The 12,899-nt window shown below is 42.7% G+C and carries 10 protein-coding genes; 8 read left to right on the forward strand and 2 right to left on the reverse strand.

Annotation, left to right across the window (positions count from 1 at the left end; genetic code table 11):
- Positions 1 to 91: 91 nt before the first annotated feature.
- Positions 92 to 1,591, reverse strand: coding sequence for a hypothetical protein (locus tag ACN222_RS25720; RefSeq protein WP_096637216.1), 1,500 nt, complete (start codon positions 1,589 to 1,591; stop codon positions 92 to 94).
- A gap of 509 nt (positions 1,592 to 2,100) precedes the next feature.
- Between ACN222_RS25720 and psaA the strand changes: the two genes are divergently transcribed.
- The 8 genes from psaA (at position 2,101) to ACN222_RS25760 (ending at position 11,865) form a co-directional block, all read left to right on the forward strand.
- Positions 2,101 to 4,359, forward strand: a complete 2,259-nt coding sequence (psaA, locus tag ACN222_RS25725) for a photosystem I core protein PsaA (RefSeq protein WP_010999280.1) — start codon at positions 2,101 to 2,103, stop codon at positions 4,357 to 4,359.
- Positions 4,360 to 4,481: 122 nt separating this feature from the next.
- Positions 4,482 to 6,707 (forward strand): photosystem I core protein PsaB, encoded by a 2,226-nt coding sequence (psaB, locus tag ACN222_RS25730; RefSeq protein ID WP_010999281.1) that lies wholly within the window; start codon positions 4,482 to 4,484, stop codon positions 6,705 to 6,707.
- A gap of 155 nt (positions 6,708 to 6,862) precedes the next feature.
- Entirely contained in the window at positions 6,863 to 7,363 is a 501-nt protein-coding gene (locus ACN222_RS25735; RefSeq protein ID WP_158303727.1) for a DUF262 domain-containing protein, read from the forward strand.
- 78 nt (positions 7,364 to 7,441) lie between these two features.
- A protein-coding gene (locus tag ACN222_RS25740; RefSeq protein ID WP_096637171.1) for an IS5 family transposase occupies positions 7,442 to 8,235 on the forward strand; the annotation gives its coding sequence in 2 pieces (ribosomal slippage) (positions 7,442 to 7,781 and positions 7,781 to 8,235; 795 coding nt in all).
- A gap of 349 nt (positions 8,236 to 8,584) precedes the next feature.
- Positions 8,585 to 9,610, forward strand: a complete 1,026-nt coding sequence (locus ACN222_RS25745; protein ID WP_010999283.1) for an HNH endonuclease family protein — start codon at positions 8,585 to 8,587, stop codon at positions 9,608 to 9,610.
- A 46-nt stretch (positions 9,611 to 9,656) separates the two neighbouring features.
- Complete coding sequence (locus ACN222_RS25750) at positions 9,657 to 10,217, forward strand: DUF433 domain-containing protein (protein ID WP_010999284.1); 561 nt, start codon at positions 9,657 to 9,659, stop codon at positions 10,215 to 10,217.
- Positions 10,211 to 10,678, forward strand: a complete 468-nt coding sequence (locus ACN222_RS25755; protein WP_010999285.1) for a DUF7689 domain-containing protein — start codon at positions 10,211 to 10,213, stop codon at positions 10,676 to 10,678. Before ACN222_RS25750 ends, ACN222_RS25755 begins: the two co-directional genes overlap by 7 nt.
- Before the next feature lie 155 nt (positions 10,679 to 10,833).
- A complete protein-coding gene (locus tag ACN222_RS25760) occupies positions 10,834 to 11,865 on the forward strand; it encodes a cysteine hydrolase family protein (protein ID WP_010999286.1) in 1,032 nt (343 codons plus the stop codon).
- A gap of 31 nt (positions 11,866 to 11,896) precedes the next feature.
- On the opposite strand, the gene ACN222_RS25765 is transcribed toward ACN222_RS25760, so the two are convergent.
- On the reverse strand, positions 11,897 to 12,784 hold the full coding sequence (locus ACN222_RS25765; RefSeq protein ID WP_010999287.1) for a LysM peptidoglycan-binding domain-containing M23 family metallopeptidase: 888 nt from the start codon (positions 12,782 to 12,784) through the stop codon (positions 11,897 to 11,899).
- Positions 12,785 to 12,899 lie beyond the last annotated feature (115 nt).

A 12,899-nucleotide genomic window follows, 5' to 3' on the forward strand; every position in this document is an offset into this window, starting at 1 on the left:
AGCCTTAGGAGTGAATCTAGTGGGGAACGCACCAAAAATCTCGGATGGTGCGTTGCGCTAGGCGACAACACACCGTACCGATGAAATTCACTCAACTAGATTCTGATGATTCTGTCGGCTGTTCTGTGACTGTAGGTGTTGGCGTTACTGTAGGGCGGGGACGACGTTTGAAGTAATCGCCCAAGTTGACTTTCTTCCGTTGAGTCACTGGTTTTTCTAATTCAGCTGGTGATGTAGGTGTTACCTCTGGCTGTGGTTCTGGGGTAATTGTCGGTGATGCTGTGGGTGTTACCTCTGGCTGTGGTTCTGGGGTAACTGTCGGTGATGCTGTGGGTGTTACCTCTGGTTGCGGTTCCGGGGTAATTGTGGGTGATGGTATGGGTGTCACCTCTGGTTGTGGTAGAGGCGACTCAGTTACCTCTGGTAATGTCGGAGTCAGACTAGGAGATGGTTGAGGACGAGGGCGGCTAAAGAATCCACCGCCTTTAGGTTTTTCTGGTTCAAGAGTTGTTGTTTGTGGTGGTTCAGTAGCTTCAGGGGTAGGGACTATTTCCGTAACTTCCGGTAACGCTGACTTTTCTGGTTCTGGGCTAGGAGTTGCCACAGGTGTTGGTTCTGCAACCGATGGTTTAGCCACATAAATCGGGTCTACAATGCCACGTACTTCCTCAGCGTTCAATTCTCCCCTAACAATTCTGGACAAAGTATCTTTACTATTGGGTTGGTAGTCAAAAAGTCTGACTGTAGTATTAAAAGCATTCTTGACTGGATTTCCTTGATTATCCAGGAATTCCAGCTTCACCCAATTTTTTCCAGGCTTAAAGCCTTTGAGGTAAACTGCTTGCCAGCGATCAAATACAAAGCTCTCACCATTTATAGTGCAGCGAATACGCCAATCACTAAATTGGTCATTGGATTGCTCTTTCGCAGCTAGATGTAAAGGGGCGTTAGCCAGGTAAAAATCTAACAAGATTGGTTCTGCCCCATAACTGCCTTGAGGACTGCTGTAAGTCAATAGAGGTAGTCTGGAGTCTGGATTATTGTCGTCGCTTTTCGTAAAAACGTGAAATGTCGTCTGGGCGTAAGCACCCTCATTTTTAAAACTTTCATGCCAAGGACGGGAAGCAAAGACGCGCAGAGTATGAGTACCTGGAGACAAGTCAGACAACACCAAAGGCTGACTTAAGTCATAAACGGGTATATAAGGTTGATTATCCACAATTACGTGTAGATAAGGGCCTAACTGCCATTGAGGATGCTTAAAAATTGGCAGATCCTTAACTTGGAACCTCACCGAGACAGTATTGTCACTAATCACTTCCTCTGGTTGAGGGTTAACTATTGTCACCTGTGGTTGATAAATTTCTAAATTAGAACGTAATTCTTGAATCACATCTGGTGGTGAGACTTCGGAAAATTGCTGAGAAATCTGCTGAGGTTTGTCTCTTGCACTAATGGATACCTGTTGACTAACAGCTTTCTCACTACAACTAGCCAAACCTAAGACTAGTACTAGTGTGATCAGCCACCTCAAAATAGTCGAACTTCCCAGAAGAACTTTCCTGAAAGGCCTTTTGTGCCAAGGGTTCATACCTTATACCTAGTTATAGTCTTGAACAACTGCAATTATTGTGGCTGAATTGAGCGATCGCCTACTATCACCTACAAGCTGAAATCTTCATCACATACCATGAGTTTTTAGTAAAAATTAAAAATCAGGATTTTTTTTACAATTTGTTGTAAACATCAAAAACTAGATGAAAATAAATATACCCAAAGCAAACTCAGCAAATTTGTCGTTGTTTTGGTATCAGAGGACATAAGTTTTACGAATTGTTATCCTTTGTAAATTAAATAGAGAAAGTATTGACTTTTTGCTAAACACTTTGCAGTGAAAAGGCAGATTAGACAAATATTCTGGCTATTTTGAATTATTGTTAAAATGTGTCTAACAAAGTACAAGTAAAGACTTTATAATTCAACAGAAACAAATTTCCACATAGCGCTTTCATCGCTGCTCCAGCCACACTCTGGAGAAAGCGACTAAGTATCACTTTGTGGTTTCATGATTCCTCATTCCTTATCACCAGAGGAGGTCGAATGACAATTAGTCCTCCGGAGCGAGAGGAAAAGAAAGCAAGAGTAATCGTCGATAAAGATCCGGTTCCTACCTCATTTGAAAAATGGGCTCAGCCAGGACACTTCGACAGAACTCTCGCTAGAGGTCCAAAAACCACCACATGGATTTGGAACCTCCACGCTCTCGCCCACGATTTTGATACACATACAAGCGATTTAGAAGACATCTCCCGCAAAATATTTGCGGCGCACTTCGGCCACCTGGCAGTTGTGACAATTTGGTTGAGCGGGATGATTTTCCATGGCGCGAAGTTTTCTAACTACGAAGCCTGGTTAAGTGACCCGTTGAACGTGAGACCCAGTGCTCAAGTCGTTTGGCCCATTGTTGGACAAGACATATTGAATGGTGATGTCGGTGGTGGATTCCACGGTATTCAGATCACCTCAGGCTTGTTCCAAGTATGGCGTGGCTGGGGTATCACCAACTCCTTCCAGCTTTACTGCACAGCTATCGGCGGCTTGGTATTAGCAGGCTTGTTCCTATTTGCTGGCTGGTTCCACTACCATAAACGCGCTCCCAAACTGGAATGGTTCCAGAATGTGGAGTCGATGTTGAACCACCACCTGCAAGTCTTGCTAGGCTGCGGTTCCTTAGGATGGGCTGGACACTTAATTCACGTCTCCGCACCAATCAACAAGCTAATGGATGCAGGGGTCGCAGTTAAAGATATCCCCTTGCCTCACGAGTTCATCCTCAACAAGAGCCTGTTGATTGATTTATTCCCCGGCTTTGCTGCTGGTTTAACACCTTTCTTCACCTTGAATTGGGGTCAGTACGCTGACTTCTTGACCTTCAAGGGCGGTTTAAACCCTGTAACCGGTGGCTTGTGGATGACTGACATTGCTCACCACCACCTAGCGATCGCTGTAGTGTTCATCATTGCAGGACACCAATACCGCACCAACTGGGGTATCGGTCACAGCATCAAAGAAATTCTAGAGAACCACAAAGGCCCCTTCACAGGTGAAGGCCACAAAGGTCTCTACGAAAACCTGACCACATCTTGGCACGCTCAATTAGCAACTAACCTTGCTTTCTTGGGTTCCTTGACAATCATCATCGCGCACCATATGTACGCGATGCCTCCCTACCCATACTTAGCAACTGACTACGCAACACAGTTGTGTATCTTCACCCACCACATTTGGATCGGCGGATTCCTCATCGTCGGTGGTGCTGCTCACGCAGCAATATTTATGGTGCGGGATTACGATCCTGTTGTTAACCAAAACAACGTATTGGATCGGGTGATTCGTCACAGAGATGCAATTATTTCCCACCTGAACTGGGTTTGTATTTTCCTTGGCTTCCACAGCTTTGGTTTATACATCCACAACGACACAATGCGTGCCTTGGGTCGTCCCCAAGATATGTTCTCCGACACAGCAATTCAGTTGCAGCCGGTATTTGCTCAGTGGGTACAAAACCTGCACACCCTAGCTCCTGGTGGCACTGCACCAAACGCTTTAGAACCTGTTAGCTACGCCTTTGGCGGCGGTGTATTGGCTGTAGGTGGCAAAGTCGCAATGATGCCTATCGCATTAGGTACAGCCGACTTCTTGATTCACCACATCCACGCCTTCACCATTCACGTAACAGTTCTAATTCTGTTGAAAGGTGTATTGTTCGCCCGCAGCTCTCGTCTGATTCCAGACAAAGCTAATCTGGGCTTCCGCTTCCCTTGCGATGGTCCTGGTCGTGGTGGTACTTGTCAAGTATCCGGTTGGGATCACGTATTCCTCGGATTATTCTGGATGTACAACTCCCTATCAATTGTAATTTTCCACTTCAGCTGGAAGATGCAGTCTGATGTCTGGGGAACGGTAGACGCAGCAGGTAATGTGTCTCACATCACTGGTGGTAACTTTGCCCAAAGTGCCATCACAATCAACGGCTGGTTGCGTGATTTCTTGTGGGCGCAAGCTTCTCAAGTAATCAACTCCTACGGAAGTGCGTTGTCCGCTTATGGACTAATGTTCTTGGGCGCTCACTTTGTATGGGCATTCAGCTTAATGTTCCTGTTCAGTGGTCGTGGCTACTGGCAAGAATTAATTGAGTCCATTGTTTGGGCGCATAATAAACTGAAGGTAGCTCCTGCAATCCAACCCCGCGCTCTCAGCATTACTCAAGGTCGCGCTGTTGGTGTAGCTCACTACCTCCTGGGAGGAATTGCTACAACCTGGGCATTCTTCCACGCACACATACTTTCGGTAGGCTAGCAATTAGTTATAAAGAGTACTGAGTAGTGAGTACTAAGTGCTGGGTAAAAACAGAACTTAGGACTCAAAACTCAGAACTCTGGAATCTGAAACCTGATGGCTAAAGGTCAGAGGAAATATCAATGGCAACAAAATTTCCAAAATTTAGCCAGGATCTCGCACAGGACCCAACTACCCGTCGCATTTGGTATGCGATGGCTATGGGCAACGACTTTGAAAGCCACGACGGCATGACCGAAGAAAATCTTTACCAAAAGATTTTCGCTACTCACTTCGGTCACCTGGCAATCATTTTCTTATGGGCTTCTAGCCTCCTGTTCCATGTAGCCTGGCAAGGTAACTTTGAACAGTGGATTAAAGATCCTCTACACGTCCGCCCAATTGCTCATGCAATTTGGGATCCCCACTTCGGTAAACCAGCTATTGAAGCTTTTACCCAAGCCGGCGCTAACGGCCCAGTAAACATTGCTTACTCTGGTGTTTACCACTGGTGGTACACCATCGGTATGCGGACAAACACCGAACTATACACAGGTTCAGTATTCCTGTTATTGTTTGCGTCCTTGTTCTTGTTTGCTGGTTGGTTGCACTTACAACCCAAGTTCCGTCCTAGCCTAGCTTGGTTTAAGAGTGCTGAATCTCGTCTGAACCACCACTTAGCAGGTTTGTTCGGCGTTAGCTCTCTAGCTTGGGCTGGTCACTTGATTCACGTTGCTATCCCCGAATCTCGCGGACAGCACGTAGGTTGGGATAACTTCTTAAGCACTGCACCCCACCCAGCAGGCTTGCAACCCTTCTTCACAGGCAACTGGGGTGTTTACGCTCAAAACCCTGATACAGCAGGTCACATTTTCAGCACATCTCAAGGTGCTGGTACAGCGATTCTGACCTTTTTGGGTGGTTTCCATCCTCAAACAGAATCCCTGTGGTTGACAGACATGGCTCATCACCACTTGGCGATCGCTGTACTGTTCATTGTTGCTGGTCATATGTACCGTACCAACTTTGGTATTGGTCACAGCATCAAAGAAATGATGAATGCCAAAACTTTCTTTGGCAAACCTGTTGAAGGTCCCTTCAATATGCCTCACCAAGGCATTTATGACACCTACAACAACTCTCTGCACTTCCAATTAGGTTGGCACCTAGCTTGTTTGGGTGTTGTTACCTCTTGGGTAGCGCAGCATATGTACTCTCTGCCTTCCTACGCATTCATTGCTAAGGACTACACAACACAGGCAGCACTATATACTCACCACCAATACATAGCCATTTTCTTAATGGTTGGTGCTTTTGCTCACGGTGCTATCTTCTTAGTCCGTGACTATGATCCTGAACAAAACAAAGGTAACGTGCTTGAGCGTGTGTTACAGCACAAAGAAGCGATTATCTCCCACCTCAGCTGGGTATCGCTATTCTTAGGCTTCCACACCTTAGGCTTATACGTTCACAACGACGTAGTAGTTGCTTTCGGAACACCTGAAAAGCAAATCTTGATTGAGCCAGTATTTGCTCAGTTCATTCAAGCTGCTCACGGTAAGGTACTCTACGGCTTAGATACATTGCTGTCTAACCCCGATAGCGTTGCCTACACAGCCTATCCTAACTACGCCAACGTTTGGCTACCAGGCTGGTTAGATGCCATTAACTCTGGTACTAACTCCCTGTTCTTAACAATTGGCCCTGGCGACTTCTTGGTACACCATGCGATCGCCTTAGGTCTGCACACCACCACCCTCATCCTAGTCAAAGGTGCTTTGGATGCTCGTGGTTCTAAACTGATGCCCGATAAAAAGGACTTCGGTTATGCCTTCCCTTGCGATGGTCCAGGCCGTGGCGGTACTTGCGACATCTCCGCTTGGGACTCCTTCTACCTATCTTTGTTCTGGGCGTTAAATACAGTAGGTTGGGTAACATTCTACTGGCACTGGAAACATTTAGGTATTTGGCAAGGTAACGTTGCTCAGTTCAACGAAAATTCCACCTACCTCATGGGCTGGTTCCGTGACTACCTCTGGGCTAACTCTGCTCAGTTGATCAACGGTTACAACCCATACGGCGTGAACAACCTGTCTGTCTGGGCGTGGATGTTCCTCTTCGGACACCTAGTTTGGGCTACTGGCTTCATGTTCCTCATCTCCTGGAGAGGTTACTGGCAAGAGTTGATCGAAACCCTAGTTTGGGCGCACGAACGTACTCCTATCGCTAACCTCGTTCGCTGGAAAGACAAGCCCGTTGCTCTCTCCATCGTTCAAGCTCGTGTAGTTGGTCTAGCTCACTTCACCGTCGGCTATGTCCTCACCTATGCAGCTTTCCTCATCGCCTCCACTGCTGGTAAGTTCGGTTGATCTGGCTGCTAGTTTTGTAGGTAAGTAAAAAAATCCCCTGCCGCAAGGTAGGGGATTTTTACTTATCTATCTTAAGTAGTTATTAAATATACACTATTGAGTATCTTCCGCTACTCTAATAGAAGAAGTGTATTTATTGTAGAAAAACTATGACTATGCAGCCCGAAAGCACATCCTTGGGAGATTTATTTTGTCGCCGAATTCCTTTCAAAGTGCCAAAATACCAAAGAGCTTTTGATTGGGAGCAGGAAGAAATTGATGACTTTATTAAAGATTTGTTAGTGCTGTATAATTCAAGAAAAATTAATCCAAACCAGCCAAGAAAGCATTTCTTTGGTGGATTAGTAAGTATAAAACAGCATATACCTAACAGTTATACAGGAAATTTATATGATTTAGTAGATGGTCAGCAAAGGCTAGCAACTTTTACATTAACAATTGCTTCCCTTGTTAATGCTTTTGAATCACTTGCTAATGAATCTGAAATTGAAAAAAATACAGAAATCGCACAAGCAGCTAAATCTTATGCAAGTACGACAAAAGACGAATATTTAGTATATAAGGAAGTAATTAATGGTCAATTACAGCCTCGTCTTCGTCTTACTCTCTCAAAAGCAGATCATGTCTTTTTTGAAGACCTAAGAGGCTATTTATAAAGTAAATCTAAAGGAGAGCCATCAGATAAAAAGGCAGCGATAAGATACTGTTTGTAGAGTGTATTTACATAGGAAACAATGAGACGAAAGTCTTATTCTACAGACCTTAATGACTCAGAATGGGCAATTTTAGCTCCTTTGATTCCACCCGCTAAATGCGGTGGGCATCCCCGAACAACTGATATGCGAGAAGTATGCAACGCTATCTACTACCATCTGAAAACAGGTTGTCAGTGGGATATGCTTCCAGGGGATTTTCCTCCTAGTTCAACTGTTTACAGCTACTATCGTAAATGGCAAAAACGAGGTATCTGGGAGCAAATGAATCATACTTTGCGCGATCAAGTTCGTCAAAAAATGGGGAAGTCAACTCAACCCACGGCGATCGCGGCAGACAGCCAGTCGGTAAAAACGACTGAAAAAAGGGGGATGTGTACGGTTTTGATGGTGGCAAGAAGGTAAAAGGACGAAAGCGGCAAACTTTGGTTGATAGTCTGGGACTTTTGTTAAAAGTGGTTGTAAGTGAAGCAAATGCTGGAGAAAGATTACTTGCCGCCTATACTTTGATGGAACTGTTAGAAGAGCGTCCAGAATTACTGGAAAAAGTTGAAGTCATCTGGGTTGATTCCGGCTATGACGGTGATAAATTTGCGCTCTCTGTTTGGCTGATGATTCAAGCTCATGTTGAGGTAATCCGGCGTACTAATCAAGAATTTCAGGTTTTGCCCAAACGGTGGGTAGTAGAAAGAACATTTGGCTGGTTAAACCAGTACCGTCGTCTCAGTAAGGATTATGAGCGTCTCCCAGAAATGAGTGAGGCTGCCATATATGCCGTTATGACTCGTATTATGCTACGTCGTCTAGTCGTCTAAAGATTTACTTTATAAATGGTCTCTAATAAATGGTCGTAGCCCTAAATGCTCAAGAGATTCTCATAAAAAACTACAAAGCGCATGGGAATCGATTAGGACAAATCTTATTGAGAAAGTTATAAGTGATATTAGTAAAGCTAGCGTTTCTGATAAGCTTAATTCTCTTCTACAATTACGAAAATCTGTCATAGAGGACTGTTATGTAATCTATATTGTAAGTGAAGATAGAAGCGAAGCTTATAGGTTATTTGCTGTATTAAACGATAGGGGTAGAGAGTTAAGTGATGGAAATAAACTTCGTTCAGATACTCTTGAACTATTAGAAAAACATGAAAGAGAACAAAGTGTTGTGGAAGATAACTGGGACACAATACTGAGTTATCCAGCAACAGAAGTAGAACAATTCTTTAGAAATTACTATGCTTCTCATCAGGGAAAAGGTGCAGCTAAGAGAAATTTAGCAGATACTTTTCGAGATGATATATTTAAATTTCCGCCCGGATTTGTTTTAGAAAGTTCTGATACTGAAGAAGCTAAAAAAGTATCTAAGACTATTTCTGATATAAAAAACGAGCAACAAGTTTTTATAGAAGTATCAGAACGAAGATGGCCATATCGAGAAGCAACTGCTTCCGATTGGCAACAAGAAAGGCTACAACGTTTAATAAAAGTATTAAGGCATACACTTTGTATACCACTATTATTGAGTTTTTATCATTGCCTTTCAGAAAAAGAATTTATAGAAGTCATAGACATTTTAGAGCGTTTTGCTTTTCGTTATATTACTATTGTAGGAGCGCACGCTGAAAAAATATCTACAATATATTATGACCATGCAAAGTTGATCAGACAAGCACCTCAGGATTATAAAATTTCCACTTTAAGAAGTGAACTAAAAGCTGTACAAGAGAAGTATGCTCCTGACGAAACTTTTGAATCTTTATTAATGCAAAAATTAAGCTATCAAGATAATTCTTCCAAAAAGATGATCATAAGACATTTTTTAACTACCTTGGAAGATCATACTGGCTGGTACTCTAATGGTGCAAATGGTAAACCAAAGCCAAACGAGATTAGCATTTTCGATTTGAGTAAAGTCACGATAGAGCATATATATCCACAAAACGTCAATAGTAATTTAATCTCAGAAGAGCTTGAACCGTGGAAGCATGACATTGGTAATTTATCTTTTTGGCCTGGACGCAACAATAGCACTGCAAGTAATAAGCTATTTGCTGATAAAAGAAATCTTTATGAGCTTTCCAATGTAACTTTAAATAGAGAACTTGCAAAATTGGACGACTGGAATATCCAGCAATTCCAACAAAGAAAAATTAAATTACTAAAAATGGCAAAAAAAATATTTACTGTTTAGAGATTAACTTGCTTATAAACAACCTTAACCAACATCATTCAAAAACATGACCAACTGGCACGAACATATTAATATTAATCCTCAAACTTGTCATGGTAAACCACACATTACAGGTACACAAGTAATGGTTTCAGTCATCCTTGATAACCTTGCGGAAGGATTGACATTTGAGGAAATAGTCAAAGATTATCCAGCACTAACATTAGAAAAAATCAAAGCTGCAATTGCTTATGCGGCACAACTGACGAAGACAGAAGAACTGCAAATATCGCATGAAAATAATTCTAATTTTTCTCAAAGCACCTCTAGTCAGGGAGAAATAGAATCAACTTTCATAACACTAGCCAAGCAATGGCGTGATGAAACTCGTGGTATATCATCTACTAATCAAATGTCAATGCACCCTGCTTATCAACAAATAATAGGAATGGGTGAAACTATCATACCTTTATTGTTAAGAGAGCTTGAGAGAAAATCTGGACGTTGGTTTTGGGCATTAAAATCTATTTCTAGAGAAGATCCTGTACCTTCGGAGTTTAGAGGAAACACAAAAGAAATGACTAGAGCTTGGCTGGAGTGGGGTAAGCAAAGGGGTTATGAGTGGTAGGTAATAACGCTTGGGATAACTATGTAAAAACTTTTATTGAACGTGATTATCCCAACTTAATTATCCACGGATACAAGTTAACGAGTCCAGATACAACTGAATATAACTGTGTTGCATGGGCAGGAGAAGATGATCAAACTTGGTGGTGGCCAGATGCTCAAAATCAAGAATATTGGCCGCCTGATGTTCCTAGAGAAGAAACTCTTGAGGCGTTTCAAGCAGCATTTCGGACACTTGGTTATGAAGTTTGCCAAGATGATAGTTTAGAACCAAGATTTCAAAAAATTTCAATATATATTAATTCCAGCAAAGTACCAACTCATGTTGCTAGGCAATTACCTGACGGTAAATGGACAAGCAAGCTTGGTCAAGATGAAGATATAGAGCATAATAATTTACAAGGTTTAACTGGCAATCCTGGTTATGGTGAAGTTGCTTGCATCATGAAAAGACCAATTTAATTTTTCTAGGAAATAATAAGAGCGAGTTCCGGTATATTACACGTTAGTGCAGTCTTATTTTCGAGAACCTAAATTAGTTTGACCTCCGGTTAGGTGTAGCCCATTGCTCATATCACTGGTTACAGTAGATTCAACAAAATAACCATAGATGTCATATGCAGCTACCTATACCCCCACACTTTAACTCAGCAAAAGTTGGCGAAGTTTGGCGCGTACCTTACCAAGAACGTGCAGCAGAAGCGGAAGCATGGGCAAAACAACACAACATCCAACCAGCAGCTTTTGATAAAATCCGTATTTGTTTATTGCTAATAGATGTGCAGAACACCTTTTGCATCCCAGAATTTGAATTATTTGTGGGTGGTGAATCTGGGACTGGTGCTGTAGATGATAATCGGAGAATATGTGAATTTATCTATCACAACTTGGGTCTAATCACAAAAATTATTCCTACCTTAGATACCCATACTGCCACGCAGATTTTTCACCCCATATTTTGGGTGAATGAGTCAAGCGAACATCCTACACCAGCAGCTACTAGTATTACTCTTACAGATATTGAAAAAGGGATTTGGAAAGTTAACCCAGATGTGGCTAACAGTATTACTCATGGGGATTATGAATTATTAGAAAAACACGCTTATCATTACGTAAAACAACTAAGTCAAGATGGGAAATATCCTTTGACTGTTTGGCCTTACCATTCTATGTTGGGTGGTATAGGTCATGCGTTAGTTTCTGCTGTGGAAGAAGCAATATTTTTTCATGGTATAGCTCGTCACAGTCAAACACAGTTTGAGATTAAGGGTGACAATCCGTTAACAGAAAATTATTCTGTGTTACGTCCAGAAGTATTAATTGGTTTTGATGAAAATCCGCTAGCTGATAAAAATCAAAAATTAATTAAGCAGCTTTTAGAATTTGATGCTGTGATTATTGCTGGACAAGCAAAAAGTCATTGCGTTGCTTGGACAATTGATGATTTATTAACAGAAATTCAACAAGTAGATACAGCCCTTGCTAAAAAAGTTTATTTACTAGAAGATGCCTCTTCTCCTGTTGTGGTTCCTGGTGTTGTAGATTATACAGAACAAGCAGATGCCGCATTTGCTAAGTTCCAAGCAGCAGGGATGCAAATTGTTAAATCTACTGAATCTATCGATAAATGGTTACAGGAAACTACTTAAACCAACCAAAAGGTCACCCAACAGTCCGTGATTATGGTTTCAAATAGTCTTTAGGATTTTCTGCCACCCAACCTAGAGATGAACTAACACGCACTTCAAAATGAAGATGAGGTTGTTTGGCTGTAGGTTGTCCTGTAGTGCCGACAGTGCCGAGTAACTGGCCTTGATTAACTTTTTGACCAACCTTAACATTTATGCTGTCAAGATGGGCGTAGCGGCTTTGGAGTCCGCCATTGTGGTTAATGATGACCAAATTGCCGTAAGTACCCTGCTCCTTAGCAAAGACTACCGTACCTGGTGCGATCGCCTCAACAGGAGTCCCCAATGCTGCCAATAAATCCACACCACTGTGGAAAAATACTTCACCCGTATTGGGGTTAATCTGCCAGCCATAAGGTAACCCTACCTCCACAGCCTGAGAAAAAGGATAGCCAGCTAACTGAGCAGAAGCTCTAGCAGTGGAAGGTCTAGGAGAATGGGTAAAAGAGCCATTAGGCGACCAATTCACCCCAGGAATAAACACAATTCTGGGATTTGCTTGACAGCCATTAATCTCAAATAGAGTATCAGGACGAACCTTGTATCTCGTAGCTATCTGCCGCCAAGTTTGACCCTGAGGCACTTCCACCACCACCCCGTTGTAAGGAGGAATTTGTAACTCGCTACCCACAGATGGGGAAGAACCATCATGGAGAGATGGATTCATGCCAATCAGCGTTTCCGGGCTGAGATTGTAGCGTTGGGCTATGGTTACTAACGTATCGCCACGAACCACTTTATGGCGCTTGAAGCGAGATAAAGCTGGAATTGGGCAACCCGCCACAGCAGCGTTAACCTTGTTTGCATTTGGGAGTATAGTCGTCAGTCCAATAGTGCTGGCTAAACTACAGAGTAAAAGCAGACGGTAGGAAACAGTCATGTTGACAAATTACAAGAGAGCCTTAACCTTAAATTTTAGTTTGGGAATTGGAGATTAGGGACTGGGGACTGGGGACTGGGGGGAAGAACCCGTTACCAATTACCCATTACCAATT

The organism is Anabaena sp. FACHB-595 (genome assembly GCF_048568275.1).
Classification (GTDB): domain Bacteria; phylum Cyanobacteriota; class Cyanobacteriia; order Cyanobacteriales; family Nostocaceae; genus Trichormus.